The 22681-nt window shown below is 67.1% G+C and carries 20 protein-coding genes and 2 pseudogenes; 6 read left to right on the top strand and 16 right to left on the bottom strand.

All coding sequences use genetic code 11. The annotated features are described in order from the left end of the window. Nucleotides 1-51: 51 nt before the first annotated feature. The 6 genes from ACZ5IK_RS40980 to pdhA all read right to left on the bottom strand — a co-directional run bounded on the left by ACZ5IK_RS40980 (nt 52) and on the right by pdhA (nt 5872). Nucleotides 52-834 (bottom strand): PE-PPE domain-containing protein, encoded by a 783-nt coding sequence (locus ACZ5IK_RS40980; RefSeq protein ID WP_465492632.1) that lies wholly within the window; start codon nt 832-834, stop codon nt 52-54. A gap of 102 nt (nt 835-936) precedes the next feature. Beyond that, nucleotides 937-1194 carry a VOC family protein gene (locus tag ACZ5IK_RS40975; protein ID WP_146044350.1) on the bottom strand — a complete coding sequence of 86 codons (258 nt, stop codon included), beginning with the start codon at nt 1192-1194 and terminating at the stop codon, nt 937-939. Beyond that, on the bottom strand, nt 1121-2509 hold the full coding sequence (locus tag ACZ5IK_RS40970) for an MFS transporter (protein WP_465492631.1): 1389 nt from the start codon (nt 2507-2509) through the stop codon (nt 1121-1123). The genes ACZ5IK_RS40975 and ACZ5IK_RS40970 overlap by 74 nt, the downstream gene beginning before the upstream one ends. A gap of 81 nt (nt 2510-2590) precedes the next feature. Then, the gene (locus tag ACZ5IK_RS40965) at nt 2591-3784 is read right to left on the bottom strand and encodes a dihydrolipoamide acetyltransferase family protein (protein WP_465492630.1); all 1194 of its coding nucleotides are present in this window, start codon (nt 3782-3784) and stop codon (nt 2591-2593) included. Continuing rightward, nucleotides 3777-4775, bottom strand: coding sequence for an alpha-ketoacid dehydrogenase subunit beta (locus ACZ5IK_RS40960; protein ID WP_465492629.1), 999 nt, complete (start codon nt 4773-4775; stop codon nt 3777-3779). The genes ACZ5IK_RS40965 and ACZ5IK_RS40960 overlap by 8 nt, the downstream gene beginning before the upstream one ends. Beyond that, nucleotides 4775-5872 (bottom strand): pyruvate dehydrogenase (acetyl-transferring) E1 component subunit alpha, encoded by a 1098-nt coding sequence (gene pdhA / locus ACZ5IK_RS40955; protein WP_465492628.1) that lies wholly within the window; start codon nt 5870-5872, stop codon nt 4775-4777. The genes ACZ5IK_RS40960 and pdhA overlap by 1 nt, the downstream gene beginning before the upstream one ends. A gap of 135 nt (nt 5873-6007) precedes the next feature. Between pdhA and ACZ5IK_RS40950 the strand changes: the two genes are divergently transcribed. The 3 genes from ACZ5IK_RS40950 to ACZ5IK_RS40940 all read left to right on the top strand — a co-directional run bounded on the left by ACZ5IK_RS40950 (nt 6008) and on the right by ACZ5IK_RS40940 (nt 8513). Next, the gene (locus ACZ5IK_RS40950) at nt 6008-6487 is read left to right on the top strand and encodes an Lrp/AsnC family transcriptional regulator (RefSeq protein ID WP_465492627.1); all 480 of its coding nucleotides are present in this window, start codon (nt 6008-6010) and stop codon (nt 6485-6487) included. A gap of 343 nt (nt 6488-6830) precedes the next feature. Then, on the top strand, nt 6831-7748 hold the full coding sequence (locus ACZ5IK_RS40945; RefSeq protein ID WP_465492626.1) for a lysyl endopeptidase: 918 nt from the start codon (nt 6831-6833) through the stop codon (nt 7746-7748). A gap of 303 nt (nt 7749-8051) precedes the next feature. Then, complete coding sequence (locus ACZ5IK_RS40940) at nt 8052-8513, top strand: hypothetical protein (RefSeq protein ID WP_410601080.1); 462 nt, start codon at nt 8052-8054, stop codon at nt 8511-8513. Here ACZ5IK_RS40940 and ACZ5IK_RS40935 read toward each other — a convergent pair. After that, a complete protein-coding gene (locus ACZ5IK_RS40935) occupies nt 8470-9645 on the bottom strand; it encodes an ROK family transcriptional regulator (RefSeq protein ID WP_465492625.1) in 1176 nt (391 codons plus the stop codon). The two genes, ACZ5IK_RS40940 and ACZ5IK_RS40935, sit on opposite strands and share 44 nt — an antisense overlap. Nucleotides 9646-9737: 92 nt before the next feature. Between ACZ5IK_RS40935 and xylA the strand changes: the two genes are divergently transcribed. Next, entirely contained in the window at nt 9738-10907 is a 1170-nt protein-coding gene (gene xylA, locus ACZ5IK_RS40930) for a xylose isomerase (RefSeq protein WP_465492624.1), read from the top strand. Here the strand turns inward: xylA and ACZ5IK_RS40925 are convergent. Continuing rightward, a pseudogene (locus ACZ5IK_RS40925) lies at nt 10904-11338 on the bottom strand (alpha/beta fold hydrolase); the annotation flags it as partial. The gene xylA and the pseudogene ACZ5IK_RS40925 overlap by 4 nt on opposite strands. A gap of 866 nt (nt 11339-12204) precedes the next feature. On the opposite strand from ACZ5IK_RS40925, the pseudogene ACZ5IK_RS40920 reads away from it, so the two are divergent. After that, a pseudogene (locus tag ACZ5IK_RS40920) lies at nt 12205-13040 on the top strand (IS5 family transposase). A 69-nt stretch (nt 13041-13109) separates the two neighbouring features. Here ACZ5IK_RS40920 and ACZ5IK_RS40915 read toward each other — a convergent pair. The 6 genes from ACZ5IK_RS40915 to ACZ5IK_RS40890 form a co-directional block, all read right to left on the bottom strand. Then, nucleotides 13110-13346, bottom strand: a complete 237-nt coding sequence (locus tag ACZ5IK_RS40915) for a helix-turn-helix domain-containing protein (protein WP_465492623.1) — start codon at nt 13344-13346, stop codon at nt 13110-13112. 261 nt (nt 13347-13607) lie between these two features. Next, complete coding sequence (locus ACZ5IK_RS40910) at nt 13608-15395, bottom strand: hypothetical protein (protein ID WP_465492622.1); 1788 nt, start codon at nt 15393-15395, stop codon at nt 13608-13610. Nucleotides 15396-15482: 87 nt separating this feature from the next. Next, the gene (locus ACZ5IK_RS40905; RefSeq protein WP_465492621.1) at nt 15483-16616 is read right to left on the bottom strand and encodes a 3-oxoacyl-[acyl-carrier-protein] synthase III C-terminal domain-containing protein; all 1134 of its coding nucleotides are present in this window, start codon (nt 16614-16616) and stop codon (nt 15483-15485) included. 80 nt (nt 16617-16696) lie between these two features. Next, a complete protein-coding gene (locus tag ACZ5IK_RS40900; RefSeq protein WP_465492620.1) occupies nt 16697-16906 on the bottom strand; it encodes a hypothetical protein in 210 nt (69 codons plus the stop codon). A gap of 37 nt (nt 16907-16943) precedes the next feature. Continuing rightward, complete coding sequence (locus ACZ5IK_RS40895) at nt 16944-17432, bottom strand: hypothetical protein (RefSeq protein ID WP_465492619.1); 489 nt, start codon at nt 17430-17432, stop codon at nt 16944-16946. A gap of 24 nt (nt 17433-17456) precedes the next feature. Then, nucleotides 17457-18554 (bottom strand): hypothetical protein, encoded by a 1098-nt coding sequence (locus ACZ5IK_RS40890; protein ID WP_465492618.1) that lies wholly within the window; start codon nt 18552-18554, stop codon nt 17457-17459. Between the two features lie 322 nt (nt 18555-18876). On the opposite strand from ACZ5IK_RS40890, the gene ACZ5IK_RS40885 reads away from it, so the two are divergent. Further along, complete coding sequence (locus ACZ5IK_RS40885; RefSeq protein ID WP_465492617.1) at nt 18877-19338, top strand: hypothetical protein; 462 nt, start codon at nt 18877-18879, stop codon at nt 19336-19338. 136 nt (nt 19339-19474) lie between these two features. Here ACZ5IK_RS40885 and ACZ5IK_RS40880 read toward each other — a convergent pair whose 3' ends face one another. Together ACZ5IK_RS40880 and ACZ5IK_RS40875 are read right to left on the bottom strand one after the other, a co-directional pair. Beyond that, nucleotides 19475-20314, bottom strand: a complete 840-nt coding sequence (locus ACZ5IK_RS40880) for a L,D-transpeptidase (protein ID WP_465492616.1) — start codon at nt 20312-20314, stop codon at nt 19475-19477. 144 nt (nt 20315-20458) lie between these two features. Continuing rightward, nucleotides 20459-22381, bottom strand: coding sequence for a S53 family peptidase (locus tag ACZ5IK_RS40875; RefSeq protein WP_465492615.1), 1923 nt, complete (start codon nt 22379-22381; stop codon nt 20459-20461). Between the last annotated feature and the right edge of the window lie 300 nt (nt 22382-22681).

The following is a 22681-nucleotide window of genomic DNA, read 5'->3' as shown; positions in this document are numbered from 1 at the left end:
ATCCGCTGTCACCCGGCGATCGGGCGCCGGGCGGCAGCAGTCTTCACCGGATCACGGCGCGGGATGCGGCGGACGGCAGTTCTGCCGCGGCAGCGCGTGCGAACCGTTGGTGTACACGCCGTCCGCGATCGTGTCCTCCATGATCGAGCGGTGATCGGTGGGACGGGCCCACTGGTAGCAAAGGTGCTGGGCGAAGTACCCGCCAGGCGCCTCGAAGGTGTCGAAGTGGCAGACACCGTCGGTTTCGATGCAGTAGCGGATGAACGGGATACCGCCGAAATCGGTGCGGCCCGGCCCGAAGGACACGTAGCCGCCGAACGGCGACGGCGCCCCGGTACCCGCCGGGAGCACCGCGCTGATCCCGCGTCCCGGAGGACCGACCGGCTGCATCGGGTCGGCGAAGATCTTCGCCCGGAACCGCGACTTGTCCACGGCCAGTTTCCCGTCCGCGATGTCGTTCAGCACCAGGTTCGCGACCAGCGCTCCCTGCGAGTAGCCGACGACGGTGAACTCGGCGCCGGGGTTCTCGTCGAAGGAGCTTTGGACGACACGACGGGCTTCTTCGTGCCCGCGCGCGACGCTCTGGTCCATCGGTGTCTGGTCGCAGTTGGGCGCGCCGGCGGCCCCGGCCGGGTAGTGGACCACCTTGCGGATCCCGCCCCGCAACCAGGCGTCGTTGTAGACGGTCGCGGCGCCGTCGCAGGTGCCGCCGATGAGGATGTAATAGCGCGCCTGGTCGGCCGCGTCGGCCTGGGCCGCCGGCGCGGTGGCGCCGATCAGCCCGGTGGCCAGCGCGGCCGCGGCCAGGATCCCCCTGAGTTTCTTCACATTCATCGTCCCTCTCGTTCGACTACGGTGCGTGTTCGAACGCTAGGGATGTGTCATGAAATTTTGATGAAACCCGCCATCGGGCCCAGCGAGCTGGGCCGAACGGCCTCAGCGATGGGACAGCACGTTGACCACGTGACCGCCGGGATCGCGGACGAAGAACCGGCGGACGCCCCACGGCTCGTCGGTCAGCTCGTGCACGATCTCCGCGCCGGACGCCTTGGCCGCCGCGTAACTCGCGTCCACGTCGTCGACCTCGATCGAGGCGACCGGGACGACGGGCGCGGTTTCGTCATGGGTCATGAGGCTCAGCTGCACCTCCGGCCGATCCGGGTCGGCCAGTGTCACGATCCATCCGTGGTCCATCACCACCTCGAAGCCGAGTACCTGAACGTAGAAGGCCTTCGCCTCTTCCATCGACGTGATCTCCAGATCGGAAACCACTCTCTTGATCGCCATTCGCCGATACTGGCACAGCGGTCCGACGTTTTCGGGGGAGCAGGAGCGGCGTCGCGAGCATGAGCGCCCCGGCGATGCCGACAGCGGCACGCGCGCCGGTGAACGCGGCGAGCAGGCCCCACAACGCGGTCAGGGAGGCGGTGGTGAGCTTGCCGGCGATCGACCAGGCCGACAGGGTGCGCGCCGCGCGGTCGAGGGGCACCTGTTCGAGCCTGCTCGTGGCCAGCACCGGGTTGAACACGCCGATGCAGGTGATCAGGCAGAACTCGACGACGATGACCAGGATCAACCCCGAGACCCCCGGATGGATGAACACCAGCCCGACGGGCCAGCAGACGCGCAGCCAGCCGGCGGAGAACAGGACCCGGTCCCGGCCGTACCGGGCGACCAGACCCCGGGAGAGCCTCGACCCGATCAGTCCGCCGAGACAAGGCACGGCGAAGGCCACCGCGTACTCCCACGGTGCGAAGCCGAGTTGCCCGAGCATCAGGACGGCGAACAGGGGCGCGGTCGCCATGATCAGGCCGTTGACCACGATCGTGTTGACGAACAGGGGTCGCAGCAGCGGATGGGTGAGGATGAACCGCCAGCCCTCCCGCAGGTCCCCGCCACTCAGCCGAGGGCCTTCCGGCTTCGCGGGTGGCGGCTCCGAGCCACCGACCGCGCGGAGCCCCGCCGCCGAGAGCAGGTAGCTGACCGCGTCGGCGGCGATCGTGATCACCGGCCCGAACAGGCCGACGGCGAACCCGCCGAGCGGCGGGCCGAGTACGGTCGCGGTCCAGGTGGTGGATTCGAACCTGGCGTTCGCGACGAGCAGATCTTCCTTGGGCAGCAGCGTTTTCAGGAACGCCCCGCTCGCGGCCAGGAAGGTGATGTCGGCCGCGGCGACGACGACCGACACGGCGACCAGCTGTCCGAAGCCGAGCATCCCGAGCGCGTACGCCACCGGGACGGTCAGCAGCGCCGCGCAGCGGACCAGGTCCATCGCGATCATCACCGGCCGTTTCCGGCGGAACTCGACCCAGGGGCCGAGCGGAAGCGCGACCACGGCGCCGACGACGAGACCGGCGGCCGCCAGCAGCGACACCTCGGTGGCGCCCGCGCCCAGCGCCACGATGGCGATGAGGCTGAACGCGTCGAACGCGAACCTCGTACCGAACGTGCTCGCCGCGTACGCCGCCCAAAGCCAGCCGAACCGTCGCCCCAGCGATCTCCCACCCACTCGCGAGATCAAAGCAAGCCGGGGCGCCGAAGTCGAACAACGGGTCGTTGGCGGGTCACAACCGACAGTTGTGCGACCCGCTCAGAGATCCCCGAGCGCGGTGACCGGCGACTCGACGCAGTCGGCGACGAACCGCAGGAAGCCGCCCGCCGTCCCGCCGTCGCACACCCGGTGGTCGAACGCCAGCGTGAGCTCGCAGATCTTCCGTGCCACCAACGCGCCGTCGACGACCCAGGCGCGGTCGATGATCCGGCCGATGCCGAGGATGGCCGCCTCCGGATGGTTGATGATCGCGGCCGAGCCGTCCACACCGAACACGCCGTAGTTGTTCACCGTGAACGTCCCGCCGGTGAGGCCGGCCGGGCCGAGTTTCCCTTCGCGGGCTTGGGCGGTCCGCTCGCCGATCGCCGCCGAAAGCTCCCTTGTGGACAGTGACACCGCGTCGCGGACGACCGGCACCACGAGACCACGGTCCGTCTGCGCCGCGAAACCGAGGTTGATGTCCCGCAGCTGGACGATTTCTTCGCCTTCGACACGCGAGTTCAACTCTGGGTACTTCCGCAAACCCGCCACGGCGAACCGGGCGACGAGGCCGAGGAGACTCACCGGGCGGTCCGGTGCCGAGGCGTTGAGCGACTTCCGCGCGGCGACGAGTTCCGTCGCGTCGACGTCGACCCAGACCGTCGCTTCGGGAATCTGGCGCCGCGAGGTCGTCAGCTTGTCGGCGACCGCCTTGCGGACCCCGGTCAGCGGGATCCGCGTCTCGCCCTCGCGCTGCGCGGGGACGGTGAGCGCCGCTTCGACGTCGGCACGCCGGATGATGCCGCCCGGACCGCTGCCGGTCAGCTTCGCGAGGTCGATCTTGTTGTCGGCGGCCATCTTGCGGACGAACGGCGAGATGACGCCCGGTGCTTTCGACGGCTTCTCGGGAGTGGTGACGACGGTGCGGGTCCGGCGGCGCCGTGTCGTGGTGGTCGTGCCGTACCCGATGAGGACGTTGCCGCTGCCCTCGCTCGCCGTCGTCACGCCGGGTTCGGCGAACCCGGGGCCGATGGTGAGCAGGGGAGCGCCGACCGGCAGCGACTGGCCGGGTTCACCGTGAAGGCGGGTGACGACACCGGCGAACGGCACCGGCACCTCGACCGCGGCCTTCGCGGTTTCGACCTCGACGACGGGCTGGTCGACGCCGACGGTGTCGCCCTCCGTGACGAGCCAGGTGACGATGGTGCCTTCGGTCAGTCCCTCGCCGAGGTCGGGGAGCAGGAAGTCAGGCACCGGCCACCGCCGGTTCGTCGTTCCACTGCAGCCGGGCGACGGTGTCCAGGATCCGGTCGACGTCCGGAAGCTGATGGCGCTCCAGCTTCGGTGGCGGATAAGGAATATCGAGTCCCGTCACGCGCAGGACGGGCGCGTGCAGCTGGTGGAAACACTGCTCGGTGACCCGCGCGACCACTTCAGCGCCGTAGCCGCCGAAGCCGGCGGCCTCGTGGACGACAACGGCGCGCCCGGTCCGGCGCACCGAAGCGGTGACGGTCTCGTCGTCGAACGGACTCAGGGACCTGAGGTCGACCACCTCGACGTCCCAGCCCTCGGCCTTCGCGGCTTCCGCGGTCTCCAGCGCGGTGGCGACCATCGGGCCGTACGCGATCAGCGTGACGTCCTTGCCCTCGCGGCGCACGACCGCGCGGTCCATGGCCGCGCCGTCGCGGGTGAAGGACACGGTTTCCTTCGACCAGTAGCGGCATTTGGGCTCGAGGAAGATCACCGGGTCCGGCGAATCGATCGAGTCGCGCAAGAGGTCGTAGGCGTCCTGGGGAGTGCCGGGCGTGACGACGCGCAGGCCGGGCGTGTGGGTGTAGTAGGCCTCGCTCGAATCGCAGTGGTGCTCGACGCCGCCGATCCCGCCCGCGTAGGGGATCCGGATGACCATCGGCAGCGACAGCGCGCCGCGGGTGCGGTTCCGCAGTTTCGCGACATGCGAGGTGATCTGCTCGAAGGCGGGGTAGGCGAAGGCGTCGAACTGCATTTCGACCACCGGGCGGAACCCGCCCATCGCCATCCCGACCGCGAAGCCGACGATGCCGGACTCCGCCAGCGGGGTGTCGAAACAGCGTTCCTCGCCGAAGTCGGCGGTGATGCCGTCGGTCACCCGGAAGACGCCGCCGAGCGGGCCGACGTCCTCGCCGAAGATCAGCACGCGATCGTCGTCCTTGACCGCGTCACGCAAGGCGGCGTTGAGCGCCTGGGCCATCGAGATCTCGGTCATCAGCCCTCCACGGCTTCCAGCTCGGCCGCGACCAGCGCCCGCTGAGCGGCCAGCTGACGGGTCGGAACGGCGTACACGTGCTCGAACAACGACAACGGATCCGGCTCCACGTCCGCGTTCAACGTGTCGCGCACCCCGGCCGCGAAGGTCTCCGCCTCGGCCCGGAATCGTTCGATGTCGTCGCCGGACAGCAGGTTTTCGTTGGTCAGATAGGTCTCGAGGCGCCGGACCGGGTCGGCCGCGCGCCACTTCTCGACCTCGGCCGAGTCGCGGTAGCGCGTCGCGTCGTCGGCGTTAGTGTGCGCGTCGATCCGGTAGGTGTGCGCCTCGACCAGTACCGGCCCGCGACCGGCCCGCGCGTGCGCGACGGCGTCGTCCAGCACCGAAAGGACCGCGACGGCGTCGTTGCCGTCGACCTGTTCGGAGCGGACTCCGTAGCCGACGCCCTTGTAGGCGAGCGCGGGCGCGGCGCTCTGCTTCTCGAACGGCACCGAGATCGCGAACCCGTTGTTCTGCACGAAGAACACCACGGGCGCCTTGAACACGGCCGCGAAGTTGAGCGCCTCGTGGAAGTCGCCTTCACTGGTGGCGCCGTCGCCGATGAGCGCGAACGCGACGGCCTCCTCGCCGCGGCGCCGCATCGCGTGCGCGAGCCCGGCGGCGTGGAGGGTCTGGGTGGCCAGCGGCGTGCACTGGGGAGCGACCCGGGTTTCGGCGGGGTCGTAGCCGCAGTGCGCGTCACCGCGAAGCAGCGTCAGGATCTCGCCCGGCTCGAGCCCGCGGGCGACCAGCGCGACCGAGTCACGGTAGGTGGGGAAGAGCCAGTCGGCGTCGGTGAGCGCCAGCGCGCTCGCGACCTGGCATGCCTCCTGGCCCGCGCTCGACGGATAGACCGCGAGGCGGCCTTGCTTGGTCAGCGCCGTCGCCTGGACGTCGAATCGGCGGCCGAGCACCATCAGCCGGTAGGCCTCGACGAGCCGGCCGGACGGCGGCGCGGTGTAGCCGCCGTGCTCGTCGACGCGCGTGCCGTCCTCGGCGAGGAACCGCACCGGGACCGGTGACGGCAGCAACGCGGCGGCAACAGTCTCCCGCGACATGACGCAGCACCACCTTTCGCAGACATATGATGCTGAAATGGTGGTTTCCGGAGTTCTGGTGTTCAAGGGGCAGGCGAAATGAGTGACAAACTGTCCGCAGAATCGGTTCAGTCGCGCCAACCGTCCACAAGTGGCGTGGCTCACGGGCCGGATCCGGGACGAACGGTCCTTGCCCTCGACGACATCGACCGCGAGATCCTCAACGAACTGTCCACCGACGGCAGGCTCGCCGTCCGAGCGCTGGCGGAGCGGCTGCACATCTCGCGCACCAACGCCTACGCGAGGCTGGACCGGCTGATGTCCGAAGGCGTCATCACCGGCTTCGGCGCGCGGATCGACCCACGGCGGGCCGGACTCGGGACGAGCGCGTACATCCTGATCACCGTCGAGCAGACGTCGTGGCGCACGATGTCGGCCGAGTTGCGGGAGATCCCGTACGTCGAGCACGTGTCGCTGGTCGGCGGCGACTTCGACATCCTGCTGCTGGTACGGACGCCGGACAACGCGTCACTGCGGGACGTCGTCCTGGAACGCCTGCAGGCGCTGGAAGGTGTGCGGTCGACCCGGACCTGGCTGATCTTCGAGGAACAGCAGGGCGCCGCCCCACGCGTTTAGTCCTCTAAATGCGGGGGTTGCGCTCGCTGGCAGTACGTGAAGGTCCCCTTCATATACCTAGGCGCAATGAAGGGGGCTTCACGTACTTCACCTTCTCGGGAAGGCGTGAAGGTCGAGTTTCCTTCGCTGAGCCGAGGGAAGGGGGCCTTCACGCGCCGCGGCGGCGACTGTTGAGGTCCATGGGGTGATTGTGGCGTCACGGACAGTCCGCCCGCTATCAGCCGCGCCGAGAGCGGTCGCATGCGCTGAACGGTCTATTCCACCGGACAGATCTCTGAACAAACCTGGCTCTGCCGTTGGAAAATCTCATACCCTCCGGAACAGGCCGAAGGGAGCTGACCTGATGAGGTGGACCTGGGTGCGGGCGATGGTGGCGTTCGTGGCCGCCGCGGCGATCGTGCAGACGAGTCAACCGAGCGCCGCCGAAGCCCAGACGGCACCCGCCGTGGCCGGACGTTCCGCGATCTACGGCGGGGGACCGTTCTATCAGGACGGACAGGGCGTCATGGACACCCTGCGCTCGTCGGGGTTCACCACGGTCATCCTGTGGAGCATCCACGTCCACGACAACGGGGATCTCTACTACAACGACCACCTCGTGGTCGCGGGCGGCCGGTACGTCGGCGACGCCGGATGGCCGGCGAGGCTGAGGACGCTGAAGCAGGCACCGACGTCGGTCAACCGCATCGAGGTCTCGGTCGGCGCCTGGGGCACGCCGGACTGGGAGGCCATCGACAACCTGATCACGCGCGATGGCACCGGCAGCGGGACCATTCTGTACCGCAACTTTTTGGCGCTGAAGAACGCCACCGGCGCCGACGCGATCAACAACGACGACGAATCACACTACGACGTCGACTCCACCGTCACCTTCGCCCGGATGGCGAACGCCATGGGCTACCGCAACTTCACCCTCGCGCCGTACACCGCGGTCTCGTACTGGCAGGGCGTGAAGAACGGACTCGGCGGCCTGGTCGATCGTGTGTACCTCCAGGCGTACGCGGGCGGCAGCGGCAACAATCCGGCGACGTGGTCGCAGTCGCTCGGCATGCCGGTGGATCCGGGGCTGTGGAGCAAGAACGGCTCCGGCTGCACCGCGGGGAACTCGCCCGCGCAGGTGGAGAGCCGGATGAGGTCGTGGAAGTCGTCCGCGGGCATCCCCGGTGGCTTCATGTGGCTGTACGACGACATCAAGAAGTGTTCGGCGCAAGGCACGGCCGCCGCCTACGCACGGGCGATCAACACCGCCACCACCAGCTGACCCTTGCCGCGCCAGTGAGTCCCGGGGGGACGTCTCGCACGCGTCGCCCCGGGACTCTGTAACGCTCTCCGCCCACCCGCCGAATACAGGCGGGTTCGATGGGCAATCGGTCCTCGGCAGACCAGTGGTTACGTCAGCATCCGGGTTGGTGCCCCGCGGGCGAGACGGGAGCCGTGGCACTCTGTTGACCGAGAGGTACGGCCGCACACCCCATTCGGGTGATAACGGTTCGGCATTCGCTGTATCTGAAGTACTCCCCATTGACACCTCCCTACGATCTCGGCGACTGGGTGGAGGACTGCGGTGACGGTGGAAGGCGCGGGTCAGGATTACCTGACGCGGCAGATCGGGGCGCTGCTCGAAGCGATTCGCGAGGAGGGGCCGGTCGGCGAGGGCAGACGCAGTTTCCGGCTCGCCGGGCATCTCGCCGCGGAGGGCGGGTTCCACCTCGGCGACATCCTCGCCGCGACGGCGCAGTTGCTCGCCGTCCACGCTTGGAACAACGGCTACCTCGGTGCGGCGGAACTGCTGACGCGCCGGATGCGGGATTTCGGCGCCGAGTCCGCCGAACTGGTGCAGCACCTCGTGAGGCTGGAGACCGGAAGCGAGCAGGGGTGGCTACTGCGGGAGGACCGCGAGGCCCTTATCGACTACGCGCGGCGAGCCCAGCGGCCCGACATCGAGCAGCGGGCGCAGGCGATCGAGCCGTTGCTGCCCGGGGTCACCGGCCCTGAGCGTCCTGATCGGATGGCCAGTGAGTCGTGAGATGGTGCTCGGGATCCGCGAGGATGCCGCGGATGACCGAGCCGGCCGCACCTCGTACGGCGGCTCCCGTGCCGAGCGCCGAGCGGACGACCCGCACCGGCGACCACGCCGTGCTGGGTACGCGGCGCTCGAACTCGGCGAGAAGTGGCTCACGCAGCCACGGCTCCAGTCGCGCGTAGGTCCCGCCTAGCACCACCGCCGGGACGTCCATCAGATTGACCACAGTGGACAGTCCGACGCCGAGATGACCCGCGACGACGGCGATCGCGGTGATCGCGGCGGCGTCGTCCGATTCCAATGCGGAGATCAAGTCGTCCACCGTGTCGGCGCCCGCCAGCCGCAGGATCTCCTCCTGACCCGCCATCCGTTCCAGGCAGCCGTTCGCGCCGCAGGAACAAGGCGGGCCATCGGGCGCCACCGGCAGGTGGCCGATCTCGCCGCCCGCGCCGCGGACGCCCTCGAACAGGGCCCGGTCCAGCACGATTCCCGCGCCGATCCCGATCTCTCCCGACACGTGGACGAAATCCGGCAACGCGGTGCCGTGCCAGAGTTCGGCGAGCGCGGCGAAGTTGGCTTCGTTGGCGACGGTGAAGGTCTCGCCGAGCCGGTCCGCGAGGTCGACGTCGCGCCAGCCCAGGTTGGGGGCGAGCCGCACGACGCCGGATTCGACCAGGCCCGGAACCGCGATGCCCACTCCGCCGACGGGCACGCCGAGCGCTTCCGCCCGCTTTCGCGCCGTGCGCAGGAACGCCGACACACGCTGGAAGACACGCGGAGTCCGGTTGTCCGCGTACCGGACCTCCTCGAAGCGGACTGCCCCGTTTAGATCCACCAGGCAGGACGCCAAATAGTCGACGCCGATCTCGATGCCGAGCCCGTGCGGCCCGGTGGGGGAGAGCGACACGACCGTGCCTCGCCGTCCCGGGCCGACGCGGCGCTCCGGCTCGCCTTCGGCCACGAGATCGGCCGCGATCAGGCGGTCGACCACGCTCGACACGGTGGCCTTCGTGAGACCGGTGGCGGCGGCGAGGCCTGCCCGCGAGGTGCCGGGGCCGTCCGCGATCGCGCCGAGGACGAGGGCGGCGTTGTGCTGCCGCACGGTGTGCTGTCCAGCCGGACGCGTGCCGATCATCGCGCGAGTGTATTCGTTCGATGCTTGAACGAAAGCCTTGACCCGCCGGGATGGCGTCGATAAGTTCAGGCATCAAACTAATGGGAGGCGTGATGGTTCAGGCACCGACGCGTGCGGACAAGTTCAGCTTCGGACTCTGGACCGTCGGCTGGCAGGCGAACGACATGTTCGGCCCGGCGAGCCGGGCACCGCTCGATCCGGTCGAGGCCGTGCACCGCCTCTCGGACCTCGGCGCCTGGGGCATCACCTTCCACGACGACGACCTCATCCCGTTCGGCTCGGACGACGCCGAGCGGGCGCGGCACCTGAAGCGATTCCAGGCCGCCCTGGCCGAAACCGGCCTCGTCGTCCCGATGGTGACCACGAACCTGTTCAGCCACCCCGTTTTCAAGGACGGCGGCCTGACGAGCAACGACCGCGAAGTCCGCCGCTACGCGCTGCGGAAGGTGCTGCGGAACCTCGACCTCGCCGCCGAACTCGGCGCGTCGACGTTCGTGCTCTGGGGCGGTCGTGAGGGCAGCGAGACCGATGCCGCGAAGGACGTCCACGCGGCGATGGACCGCTACCGCGAGGGCATCGACTTCCTCGCCCAGTACGTCATCGACCAGGGTTACGGCCTTCGGCTCGCGCTCGAACCGAAGCCGAACGAGCCGCGTGGGGACATCCTGCTGCCGACCGTCGGGCACGCGCTCGCGTTCATCTCCACGCTGGACAACCACGAGATCGTCGGCGTGAACCCGGAGGTCGGGCACGAGCAGATGGCCGGGCTCAACATCGTCCACGGCATCGGGCAGGCCCTGTGGCAGGGCAAACTGTTCCACATCGACCTCAACGGCCAGCGCGGCCCGCGGTTCGACCAGGACCTCGTGTTCGGCCACGGCGACGTGCTGTCGTCGTTCTTCCTGGTGGACCTGCTGGAGCACGGCGGCTACGACGGGCCGCGCCACTTCGACTACAAGCCGCTGCGCACGGAGAACATGGACGGCGTCTGGGCCAGCGCCGAGGCCAACATGGCCAGCTACCTGCTCTTCGCCGAACGCTCCCGCGCCTTCCGGTCCGATCCCGAGGTGCGGGCCGCGCTGGACGCCGCGCTCGTCCCGGAGCTGGCGAAACCGACGCTCGACGAGGGCGAGACCGCCGCGGATCTGCTGGCGGACCGGTCGGCGTTCGAGGACTTCGACCCGGACAAGGCGGCGGAACGCGGTTACGGCTTCATCCGCCTGTCCCAGCTGGCACTCGAACACCTCACCGGGGCGCGCTAGAACCGGTCGACGTCGATGACGGCCTTGGCGAACTCCTCCGGAGCCTCCTGCGGCACGTTGTGGCCGATCCCGTTCAGGACGCGGTGCTCGTACTTGCCGGAGAACTTCGACCGGTAGACCTTGCCGTCGGTGTTCGGGCCGTCGAAGTCGCTGCCGATCGTGATCGTGGGGACCGAGACCGCCGGGCCCGTCGCGAGTTTCTGTTCGAGGGCATCGAGTTTCGGGTCGCCGTCGGCGAGGCTGAGCCGCCAGCGGTAGTTGTGGATCACGATGGCCACGTGGTCCGGATTGTCGAAACAGGCCGCCGAGCGGTCGTAGGTCGCGTCGTCGAAGGTCCACTTCGGCGACGCGATCTTCCAGATCAGCTTGTTGAAGTCGTGGCGGTTCTTCTCGTAGCCGAGGATGCCGCGCTCGGTGGCGAAGTAGTACTGATTCTGTCATCTTCGGTGTGTTAGGGAGCCTACCGGAGGGTGTTGGAGGTGCCTAGTCACCCCTGGGCGAGCTGTCCGGAGAGCAACGGAGAGCCATGGGGTAAGACGGGGCGTCGCAAAGGCATGGGTAAACCATGGATGCCTCGGTCTCTGGGGCATGATCCGGCTGAGATTGGATCGAACACTAGGCATGCCCGAATATGCCCTGGCCAGACCCCGCGTTCACCAAGCCTCGTAGCATCGATAGCTGACACCTGGGATGTCGCGCCGCTCCTCGTGGTCACCGCCTGTGAACGCACTCTGACTGCAACCGCGAGCGCAGGTCGTACTCGCGCTCGCGGTCGGCACAAAGTTCGGTTTAGGCCCTTGTCGTTGTAGGAGCGATCGCTTGATGAAGAGATCGCAGCCTTCTAGGGCGGCGCTATTCATCAGGTGCCAGAGGTCGCTGGCAAGGTCGCTAGTTGCTGCCCTCGCTCGAACTGGCAGGCGGGGCAGGTCCACGTCATGTGCATGTGCCATGACCGCCGGCCCCTCCGCGGTTTCAATACCACGCGGCCGTGGCCACCCGGCATTCTCGATCCACTGCTCCTCGGCGCTGCATGCGGAGCAACGGGAAGCATCAGGTTCACTGGAGAGCTGCGCTTCGTGCTGTGGGCCAACAGTGAAAGCGTAGGTACTGATCCGCTCAAGTGCCCGACCTAGGTGTATTGCCCTGTGAGGTTGTGAACGGGCCGACACGTAGTCGGATGATCTTGGTATGAGGGAGGGCCTCCGGGTTCGGTGCGGATTGCGACATCTGCACCGGCTGCCTGGAGGCTCTCGTGACTCCACGTTAACGCACCGCTGACCCCTGCAGGGAGGCTGCGCTGGAGCCGTTGTTGCCTGTCCCGTCGCGGCCGGGTCGGCCGTCGTTGTGGAGCAGGCGGCAGTTGATCGATGGGATCCGGTGGCGGGTGCGCACTGGCGCGCCGTGGCGGGACATGCCTGAGGCGTATGGGTCCTGGGCTGCGGTGTACGGGTTGCTCCGGCGGTGGCAGCGTGCTGGTGCCTGGCAGCGGATTCTGACGCAGTTGCAGGCGCTGGCCGAGACGGCCGGACGGATCACGTGGGATGTAAGCGTGGACTCCACGATCGCTCGGGCGCATCAGCATGCCGCGGGTGCGCGGAAAAGGGGGATCTGCAGGCCGAGTTGCCGGGTCGGAGCGGCACCGAGCCTGATGATCACGCGTTGGGTCGGTCCCGCGGTGGGTCGACCACGAAGCTGCATCTGGGGTGTGAGCAGGGGCAGAAGCCGGTGTCGATCGTGCTGACCGCCGGGCAGCGGAATGACAGCCCGCAGTTCATTCCGGTCCTGGCCGGTGTCTGGGTGCCCCGTATGGCTGGTGGCCCGCCCCGCACCCGCCCTGAGCGTGTCCTTGCCGACAATGCCTACACCTCGAAAGCCAACCGCGCTTACCTGCGCGGTCGCGGGATCAGGGCGACTATCCCGAGCAAGGCCGATCAGGACGCGCACCGCAAGGCGAAGGGGTCGAAGGGCGGGCGGCCACCGGCCTTCGACCCTGAGATCTACAAGCAGCGCCGCGCGGTGGAGTGCGGCATCAACCGGCTCAAACGTCACCGTGGGGTGGCTACCCGCTACGACAAACTTGCCGTCCGCTACGAAGCCACCACCCACATCGCAGCGATCAACGAATGGCTCTAACCGACTTCGATACAGGCCTTAGTGCTAAACCCAATTTTCGGCTGGCATCTGGATGTGGCGGACGCCGAGCTAGGAGCTCGATCCGTCCATGTCTAACTGGCGGTCACTGCCAGTCAATAGCTCAATGACATGTGCGCCACTGATCTTCCAACGATTGCCGACTCGACGTGACCCGAGAACACCTTTCCGGCACATTGCGTGCACGGCCCATTTCGACTTGCCAATTATCTCACCGACTTCGCGAGGCGAGAGCCAAGCGGTTGGTGCGATCCCAATCACGGCTCCCGTTGTGGACTCTTCCGTCATGCTCCACCACCTCTGACAGCGTCCTCGTGCTTGAGGTGCACCTTGAACTGTCTTGGTTCTGTATCAATCGCGAGAACAGGCGGCTGGCAAAGAACTGAGGACGTCATGGGTTTCTCCCAGGCTCGTGGGTGCACAGTTGTCGCGGGTTACCTCGCGGTATAGGTGAGGTGTGGTCTGTGGTCCCAGGCTATTCGACGGTTTGGTCTTGGCGCAGGCATTCCTGCTTTATTGCCCTGGATATGTTCATCTCTGAAAATCGGATTATTTTTGCGGCTTCTTGAAGATTTCAAAGCGCAGTATCGCGGGCTTCAGGGCATCCAATTTGCGCATTGTTTGCACGGGTCTTGCTCTGATTTGACACGCATTCTGGGTTTGGTGCGACGAGATTGACTCCCTATTGTATAATGGGGCACGGGCGAGTTGGACTCGTCCTCTGCGGATGCGCAACTTGGGCGAACTTCTGGTCTTGGTGTTTGCTTGCGACAAGTCGGGGTAATGTGGTAAATGGCAGAATTGCACAAGGGTGAGTCGTTGTATTTTGGATGCTTTGGAAGTATTGAAATCTGTCGATCTATGAGTGTTGTAATTAGTTTGAGGTGTAGCTTCTTGTGGTTGGCTTGTCGCTATCCAGGTAGCGCGCCACATGGCTTGTTCCGCTTGATGGGTTCGGCGCAAGCGAACATAATCTGCTGCGCCGAGTTGGGGGGCGTGGGGGGTGTACAGAATAGTGGGGGATTTTAACGATAAGCGGGAGGTCAACTCTTCTAAGTGTTGGGTGAGATGCCAATGATCACAGTCGTCCGGTCCTCCCTGGTAGGCGTGGGTGCGGCGGATGAGGCCGAGTCTTTCGGCTGCGTCACGGGCTCGGCGGACAGATTTGGGGTCCAGAAGAGATTCTTCTGCCCAGGTGCGAATAGATAGCGATCCCGACCGAGTGACGATGGCTGTCGCGAGCGCGTCAAGTGCGGCGTAAAGAGTGATCGGCTTCACGTTGATTGACCCTGCTGATGGAGCACGCAAACGAAAAGAGGCGGTGATTCGAAGGACTCGCCGTGTAGCGGTGATTTGCAGGTGGCGGTTTTGTCCTGCTGGGAAGGTTTTCGACTGTGCCCTGAGGCGATATCGGCGAGGGCGTTCGCTGCGTGCTTCGGCGACCGCAGGTAGCCAGCGCTCTATACGCCAGCGATTGTTGCCAAGGTGTCCTGCCTGTTCAGGGGATGCCTGTTCGAAGCGTCTCCATGCGGCGTCCTCTGGAAGATTTTGCTCGGCGTCGACGATCGTTCGAGCGGGTGCCCAGATCCAGCGTTGCCAGGCTCGTTTGCCGATTTCGGCGGCCTTGGCCCCATGACGGTTCGCGGCTCGCCACGCTTGATCGGTGGTCCAGCCTGCGCGGGCCCGCGCGAGAGCGTCGCCGTATTCGCTCTCGGAGCGGCTTCCGGCGTGGGGTGATCGAGAAGGCCGCCGCTGACGACGTGTTGGCGCGCCAGGTCGTTCGGCTCTCGTAGATGCGGGCAGGTCGCGCGCTTTGAGCGTGCCGTCGATGATCGGGCTGGGTAAGCCGAGACGGTGCGGTGCTGCGGTGAGACGAAGTGTGTTCCGGACCGTTGCTGAGATCGCATGGTGCCGTGCGAGTTGAGCGCTGAGGGTGCGAAGTTCCTGCCGGAGTTGCTGAGGGACGAGGGCAATGAGGTGAAGGTGGCCCGGTCTGCCGGAGGAGCGACGTAGCCAGGGAAGGCCGAGGCGATCGCACCAGGAGGCGATGGCGTCGCCGAAGGCGTGTCCAGCTTCGGCGGACGCTCCAGTGTCGCCGGGATCGATGTCGATTCCGCAGGTAGCTGGGTGCAGGGTGCCGACTGTGCTGACAGCGTCGGACGGCCGAGCGTCGGTTCGGTTGGGTCGCTGATGAACGACGGCGATAGCTGTGTTGTCGGCGGTGATGTAGATATACGGAGGGCCGAACAGTGCCTTGTCGAGGTCTGAGCCCGCAGGGTCTCGAGCAGGGTGGTCGACGGCAGTGTGGTCGGGCTGGTCGTTGCGGAGGTCGTTCATGCGGATCACCAGTGCTGCGGTTGGGAGGTCTGGTCGCCGGTGAGTTCAAGGCCCGTGTGGAGTGCACGAGCGCCACTCGGCTCGGCGCTAGCGGAGGTAGCCCTGCTTGGCGTGATTCGTGGGCCTGGGCGGTGTCCGGGTTTTCCAGGGCTGCAGGGTCGGTAGCTGGTAGTTCCGCATCTCGCTGGGGACGGTGGTGATGCGCAGGATGCTGGCGGTCCAGGTCATGCCGATACCGATACCGATGAGTGCGACGTGATCGCCTGGTTGTACGGCGTGGCGGGTGAGCAGGTGGGTGAGGCCGATGAGCTGGTCGTTGGGTCCGACGTGGCCCCATTGGTCGCCGGCGTGGATCAGGCTTCGGTCGGGGGACAGCCGGAGTGGCTGGAGGCATTGGCTGTGCAGGAGACGATGTCCGTAGTGCGGGAGCAGGACCCACGTCAGGTCGGCGGCGTCGAGTTGGGCGTGGTTGAGCGCTTCGTCGACGACGTAGGTCAGACCGGTCGTGTTGCGTTGATGGATGGATGCGGCGCCGACGGTGTCGGTGTAGTGGGCTTTGCGTTCGTGGATGGTTTCGATGCCGACTTCGGTGGTGCCGGGTGGCTGGAATCGTGTCGCGCCGCGGTGGAGCTGTTCGAGGGTGGGGTCGCTCCAGGAGCTGGTCGCGAGGACTTCGGCGAGTCCGGGCTCGCGGCCGATGATGAGTGCGGAGCCGCCGTCGCCGTAGGCGATGTCGCGGTCGGCGGTGAGGTGGTCGAAGGCAGGGGGTCCGAAGGTTTCGCCGCCGGTGAGCATGACGGTTCCGGCGTCCTTGCTGCCGGCGAGGATGCGTGCGGAGAGGTCGAGGCCGCCGACCAGGGAGTTGCTCATGGCGTTGATCTCGGTAGCGATGCCGGGCCCGGCTGGCAGGCCGAGCCGGGAGCGGACGTAGGCGGCGCGGGACCAGAAGTCGAGTCCGCGGGAGCCTCGCCAGATGGCGGCGTGGAAGTGCAGGTCAGGTACGGCGAGAGGGCCGTCGGTCGTCATGGCGAGACTCGCGAGCGCGTTGCGGCCTGCTTGGACAGCGAGGTCCATGCCGGTCCTCCCGCGGGCGAGGGAGATGGACCGCTGTCCCGTCGCGGAATCCGTGCGGCGCGCGGAGGCGGTGGTGAGTTCCCGAACCGGGACGAGGTCGCCAAGCGCGGCTCCGACGCCGCGGATGTGGATGTCAGTCCAGCGCATGTGCACTCCTGGTGGCGGTGGTGAGTTCCCGAACCGGGACGAGGTCGCCAAGCGCGGCTCCGACGCCGCGGATGTGGATGTCAGTCCAGCGCATGTGCACTCCTGGTGCTCGTCGAGTCGTGGCGCAGGTCGCGGACGATCGCGTCGGGAGAGGTGTAATAGGCGCGCAGGTGATGCCGGGACAAACCGGAACAGGCCGCGACCTCGTCCAGGGACAGGTCCGTCTTGTCTCTGTCGCGGGCGTGGTGGGTGAGCAGATCCTTTGCTGTGGCGAGAATGATGGCTCGCATCGGAGGCTCCGGACGGTGTAGTGGGTGCTTGAGGCTTCTAGCGGGTGCGGCGCACGTGCCCGGTTCGGCGGCTCATGAGGCGGTGCATGTGGTCGCTGCGGAGTTTGTCCACTTGCCGGAGTACTCGTGACCCCAGATCGGGAAGGTGTTCGATGTCGGCGCTGAAGCCCGGGTCGCCGCGGAAGCTGAGGATGAGCACTGAGGCGTTGAGGCTCAGATTCACGACGCAATACGGGGTCGACGGCGGGAGGTAGATCATGTCGCCGGGGCGTGGGAGGGCGGTTTCGAGGTGGTGGCCGGACAGGACCGCGGAGTATCCGCTGATGACGGTGAGAATTGCCTCGGTGGTCCGGTGTCGTTGTGGCGTGGTGGTTTTGCCGCCGGGGATGTGCATGCGTCCGGCGGAGACGGCCCGGACAGGTACAGCTGGTGCGTAGATGACGGCGGTGTTGGCGCTGCCGTCGTCGTGAATGTGGGTGTCGGCTCCCGTGGACAGCCGGTGGACGGCTGTGCTGATGCTGCTCATGTCTTGCTCCTGAAAGTTGTCGGTTTAGTGGAGGATGGGCGTGCGAGCGAGCCTTTGTGCGAGCCGTGCGTTGGCGGCGGCGGCCTTCGGTGATCGGCGGCCGAGTCCGCAAGCGGCGGCTATCGTCCTGATTGGACGGTCGAGTTCGTCCTCGGCGAGCTGGAGGGCGATGCGTGACGCCGTGGCGTTGTTTTCGTCGACGAGTCCGGCGATGATGTCGATGTTGCCGCGGAGGTGTCCGAGCACGCGGTAGAAGGAGCGGTCGGTCGGTGGCGCGCTGGTCCCGGTGCACAGGGGAATGTGCGCGGTCGGCATGGGATAGCCGACCTTGGTCAGGCGGCGTTCGAGCGCGTTGAGGTAGAGGACGGCGGCGACCACGTCAGTGGGCTCGAACATGGGCTGATGGGCCAGGTCGCCGTAGCAGAGGTGGATGATCCAGTTGATCTCCGGTGGTGCGGCGGTGATCAGTTCGGCGATTTGTTTCGCAAGACCGAGGGCGAGCATCTTCCACAGTGGCCGCGGCGTGCGTTCGAGGAGGGTGAGCACGGCGGGCGTCTCGAGCTGGAAGGTGACTTCGCTGTCCCAGCGATTGTGGATTTCGAGGATGTCGTCGATCAGCGCGTCTCGGAAGATCGGCAGGGCCGCGAGGGCGGGCCGCGCTGCGCCGAAACAGAAGTAGCTGAGGTCCAAAGCGTTGGGGATCGACACTTGGTGCGGTGGCAGATCTCCCGTGGTGCGCAGACGTGGGCGTGTGGCCATGGCGACGGTGACGTCGCGGACGCGGCGTAAGGAGACATCTTCGGGAGCGAGGAACCGGTCCGGCGCCAGGCGGTAGGTCGGCATGTCGTCATACCCGGTCGAGCGGCCGGTTCGGCGGGGTTGCAGCGTGGGGACGTTCGTGAGGTTGTCGAGCCAGTCGATGATCCAGCGTGGGTCGCGGTCGCTGGGGAGCGTGAGGAGGTTCGTGTCGCCGGCATGGTCGAGGAACCACTGCATGGTTTGCAGGTCGGTGTGAGATATCGCGGCCGGAAGTGATCCGAGGAAATGGACGGATCGTTCGGGGATCTCGCCCGGGTAGGCGTGGGTGTGCGGGGTGGTCTTGGACTGGATGGTCGTTGACATGGTCTCTCCCCGTGGTGGGTAGGAACGTTTGGCGGGTGGGGGCGTGAGGGCGGCGCGGGGAGGTTCGCCGTGGTGTCACGTTCGGTGGGCGGTCTGCCGGTGCTCGTGACCCGTCCTCGTGTGGAGGCGAGGACGGGTCACGGCGTCGCCAGGTGGCTGGGGTTAGCCGGTGACCGGAAGGGAACCGGGTTTCGGCTGAGGTGCTGGCGCGTGCCGGGTATCGCGGTCGTCGTGGTGAGTAGTGCGATCACCAGGGCGACTCGGCTGTGTCGCCTTAGGCGGCTCTCCGGGTTTGGTGGGTGCGGGGGTGTCTGGCGGAGTCGTGCCAGGAGGTGTACCAGCGCTGCAGGCGACCGTCGCGACGGTGATGGTGAGCGCCGTGTTCTTCTGGCGTGGTTCGCTCGTGGTCGTGGTGCTGCCTGACCCGGCCGCGGAGACGGTGATGACGGCTGCGGTCGCCTTGCCCTGGCCGGATGTTCCGGGGCGGACGGTGAGGTTCCCCTTGCTGCCGCCGGAGCCGCTGACCGTGGTCTTGCCGTTGCGGCACGTGGCGGAGAACGGTCCTACTGTGGTTCCGCCGACGCGGACGCTGGCGACGGTTGCTTCGGCGATCCCGGCGCCGGCCTTGACGCTGATTCCGCTGGCGACGACGGCGCCGGATTTGGTGGAGACCGATCCGCCGCCGGTCTTGACCGTGGCACCGCTGGACACAGTGGGCTGTGTAGCGAGGGATTCGGCGCCGCTGACGGAAATGCCGCTTGCGGCGGAGATGGTCTCGGCCTGAGCTGGAGTGAGGCACGAGGTCGTTCCGGCCGCTAGGAGCGCGCCGATGCTGAGTCCGGTGAGCATAATGCGTGCATTGACGCGCTGGAAGGTGGTTGTGGTCATGGTCGGCTCTTTCTGTTGGTGGAGGTGGGCCATCAGTCGATGAGGACGGGGGTGCCGAGGGGAACTTCGGTGCTCAGCAGCCGGAGGGCGTCTGCGGGCACGCGGATGCACCCGTCACTGGAGGGCTTGCCGAACACGTCTGTGCTGGGCCATCCGTGGATCCCGGTGGTGCCGGGGCCGCCGCCGTAGGTCTCCAGACTGGTGGAGTGCGTGCCGAGCGGAAGGATCACGGGGCTGAACGGCTGGTGCGGATCGACGAGCGAGGCCAGAATGAAGGTTCTACCGCGAGGAGTTTCCGTTGACGGTCTCCCCAATCCGACCGTCCAGCGACCGAGGAGTTGGCCGTTGCGGTAGAGCGACAGCTCAAACGATGCGCGGTCTACGGTCACCAGGTATGGGCTCGTCGCGTGTTCGAGTACGGAGTCCTGAGTGGATAGCCAGCCGGTGGATCCGTTGGGGCGGACGGGAAGCAGAACTTGCAGCCATCCTGGCTCGTCCGCGATCACGGGGACCCACGTCTCGGAGCTGACCTGCATGGAAGGCAAAGCGGCGAAGACGTCGGATCCGGGGGCGGAGTAGACGGGAACTGTCCTGGTGGGATGGACGACGTGCCCGACCGGTACCTGCTCGCGGTTGAGGTCGGGGGGCGCTCCGACGACGACGCCGAACGTCGTCGCGCTCGGTAGCCGTGTCAGGTCGGAAACCGGCCGTGGTGCCACAGGGAGCGCTGACACCATCACTGTCGAGGTGTCGTCGGTGGGAGCGATCGCCGGGTCATCGGTCGGCACCAGGAGCGACGCCAGAACAAGGAGACCTACGCTGACGACCGACCAGACCACGATGAATAACGCGAGGCGCGACGTCTTCTTCATACGGCTCGGCGGGTGGTCGCTGCCGTACTGGTCCGCGGCGATGCGGCTGGAAGTTGGTCCTGTCACGAGGAGGCCTCCGACGTGAGTTGCGGATTTGGGGGTTCGCCGTGCCCGCCCGCGACGAACGGGCACGGCGAACGTGGATCAGCGGGCAAGCGCGCGGACGAAGTCGCGGGCCGGGGTGCCGACGCCGGTCACGGGGTCCCAGCCACGGCCGCTGGTGAGGTTCTGCGGCCGGGCATCGAAGTCGACCAAGTAGCTGCCTTCCGCGCCCGGGACCTTGGCGCCGGGCAGAGCGTGCATGACCGTGGTCCACACGCCCGCCTTCTGCGGCACGACGTCGACGAGCGCGGAGGTGTCACCCCGTAGGGCATAGAGCGCCGGATTCAGCAGACCACCTCGCTGCGCACCGCCGCGGGCCTGCTGCGCGTCGGCGGCGAGACCTGCCATCAGTGGCGCGGCCAGCGACGTACCGCCGGAGGTGCTGAGGCCGTAACGCCCTGAGGCGTCGGTGAAGCCGATCAGCAGACCGGTATAGGAATCCGCGAGGGCCGCGACGTCCGGGATCGCCCGTCGTCCACCGGCGACGCTGGCGGGAACGACGCCCTGCTGCCATTCCGGGGCGTCGTAGAGGGCGGAGGGCCCACCGCCGGCTCCGCCGGCGAACGGACCGTCCGCATCGGACTGCGGAATCCAGCGCTGCCCGGACAACGTGTTACCGCTGTTCTCCCAACCAGTGAGGACCTTGGGCTTGTTGTCCTGCCCGAGCCCCACCGTGGTGCCACCGACCGCGGTGACATACGGGCTCGTGGCGGGGAAACTCGCGGTGGGCGTGCCAACAGCTCCGCTGTTGTTTCCGGCATCGCCGCTGGACACCATGATCGACTGACCCTGGATCGCGGCCTGCAACGCCATCTGGTTGAACAGATCCCGTGTGGCGGGCGGCATGCGCCGCTCACCATCGGCGTTGCCCCACGACGCGCTGATCACGTCGACGGCGTTGTCCTCGACCGCTTTGTTGAAGGCCTCGTACAAACCGCCGATGCAGGACTTGCCGGCGTAGTAGCGAAGTTTCGCTGCCGGGGCGATGGTGTGGGCGGCCTGTACGTCGAGCGTCTGCTCGAACTTCCAGCTGCCGGAGTCGCATTCCTTCTCGTCGGTGAACCCGCCCTCGGGAAGAACTTTGCTGTACTGCCCTGAGGTCAGCCCTGGGGTCTGGGTGTCCGCCGCTGCACGGTTGACATCCGCGGCCAGCGTCGCGGAGTCGTAGGCGCCAACGATGCCGATCGTGGTGCCCGAGCCGGACTGGCTTGCGTTCAGGCCGTACATCGCGCGCACCGACGGGCCCGTGTAGCCGCACAGGGAGTTCGACTGCGCTCCGGCCGGATACTTCTGTGGTACGTCGCGATTATTCTGCTCGCCCCACCACCGCGCGCAGTTCTGGGCCTGGGCGGTTGCGTGCGGGATGGTGTGCTGTGGCCGGATGGACTTCTCGCTGTCATCGAGGCCGAGCACCGCGGTGATAGACGCCTTCAGTCGCGCCGGGACGCTGATTGGCGCAGCCGGGGCGACGAGAGTGGTGATCTGGCCGGCGACCTTGTCCCGGTAGGTGGCCAGTTGCGTGCCGAACGCCTGCTCCAAGACCGAAGTCGGCGCATGGGCCCTGATCATGAACCGGTTGCCGCTGACTCCCTCGACCGCAACTCCCTGCGCGGTCAACCAACCGCTCACGGAGGCGACGGCGGTCTCGGTAGGAGCGAACCGATCGAGGAACTGCCGCGAGGTGAGAAAGCGCCCGCGCTCGGCGCTGTTCGGTGACGCCAAGCGTGTGGCGAGCGTCTGCGCGGACGCGGGGTCGCGCAGGGACAGGGCGAGCTGGATGTGGCGGATGGAGTGATCGTTCGCTTCGCCCGTGCGGGACTGCGGTGTGGCCCACGCGGGCACCGTCCCAGCGACAGTGGCACGGTCGCCAGTGTCGAACGGTTGGGCCGAGGCCGGTGCGACGGCGCTCAGTGTCACGGCGGCCAAGCCCGCGACGGCAGCGCCTAGCCAGGCGTTTTTCGGCATGAAAATCCCCTCATGCGTTATCGCGGAATGCGAAATGAATCAATGCGGGCGCGAATTGCCCCTGAACAAATCCCCAGAACCCGAGCGTCTTTAAGGACGATCGGACGTGACGTACTACCGGATGGCCGACATGATCGGCGAGCTGGTCGTGTGCGGAGTTCCGCGCGCAGGAAGCCGGGCTCCGGCGGCCCACGGGCGTGGTATCCGCCTTCGGCGGCGGCTCCCGGACTGTCCATCGAAGCCTTCAATCTCAGGCGTTGAAAGTGCTAAAAAGTGGTCGATCTGAGATCAAGGTAAGAC

The sequence above is a fragment of the Amycolatopsis sp. NPDC031561 genome (assembly GCF_055580625.1).
The sequence above is the reverse complement of the archived record's forward strand: the minus strand, read 5'-3'. Positions and strand labels throughout refer to the sequence as shown.

What these genes read in the sequence shown, in the direction of transcription:
- ACZ5IK_RS40890 (WP_465492618.1), bottom strand. Translation starts at nt 18,554, where the DNA reads ATGTCAACGACCATCCAGTCCAAGACCACCCCGCACACCCACGCCTAC.
- ACZ5IK_RS40875 (WP_465492615.1), bottom strand. Translation starts at nt 22,381, where the DNA reads ATGCCGAAAAACGCCTGGCTAGGCGCTGCCGTCGCGGGCTTGGCCGCC.
- ACZ5IK_RS40900 (WP_465492620.1), bottom strand. Translation starts at nt 16,906, where the DNA reads ATGCGAGCCATCATTCTCGCCACAGCAAAGGATCTGCTCACCCACCAC.
- ACZ5IK_RS40880 (WP_465492616.1), bottom strand. Translation starts at nt 20,314, where the DNA reads ATGAAGAAGACGTCGCGCCTCGCGTTATTCATCGTGGTCTGGTCGGTC.
- ACZ5IK_RS40905 (WP_465492621.1), bottom strand. Translation starts at nt 16,616, where the DNA reads ATGCGCTGGACTGACATCCACATCCGCGGCGTCGGAGCCGCGCTTGGC.
- ACZ5IK_RS40910 (WP_465492622.1), bottom strand. Translation starts at nt 15,395, where the DNA reads ATGAACGACCTCCGCAACGACCAGCCCGACCACACTGCCGTCGACCAC.
- ACZ5IK_RS40945 (WP_465492626.1), top strand. Translation starts at nt 6,831, where the DNA reads ATGAGGTGGACCTGGGTGCGGGCGATGGTGGCGTTCGTGGCCGCCGCG.
- ACZ5IK_RS40960 (WP_465492629.1), bottom strand. Translation starts at nt 4,775, where the DNA reads ATGACCGAGATCTCGATGGCCCAGGCGCTCAACGCCGCCTTGCGTGAC.
- pdhA (WP_465492628.1), bottom strand. Translation starts at nt 5,872, where the DNA reads ATGTCGCGGGAGACTGTTGCCGCCGCGTTGCTGCCGTCACCGGTCCCG.
- ACZ5IK_RS40915 (WP_465492623.1), bottom strand. Translation starts at nt 13,346, where the DNA reads ATGACGGAAGAGTCCACAACGGGAGCCGTGATTGGGATCGCACCAACC.
- ACZ5IK_RS40935 (WP_465492625.1), bottom strand. Translation starts at nt 9,645, where the DNA reads ATGATCGGCACGCGTCCGGCTGGACAGCACACCGTGCGGCAGCACAAC.
- ACZ5IK_RS40895 (WP_465492619.1), bottom strand. Translation starts at nt 17,432, where the DNA reads ATGAGCAGCATCAGCACAGCCGTCCACCGGCTGTCCACGGGAGCCGAC.
- xylA (WP_465492624.1), top strand. Translation starts at nt 9,738, where the DNA reads ATGGTTCAGGCACCGACGCGTGCGGACAAGTTCAGCTTCGGACTCTGG.
- ACZ5IK_RS40980 (WP_465492632.1), bottom strand. Translation starts at nt 834, where the DNA reads ATGAATGTGAAGAAACTCAGGGGGATCCTGGCCGCGGCCGCGCTGGCC.
- ACZ5IK_RS40975 (WP_146044350.1), bottom strand. Translation starts at nt 1,194, where the DNA reads ATGGACCACGGATGGATCGTGACACTGGCCGACCCGGATCGGCCGGAG.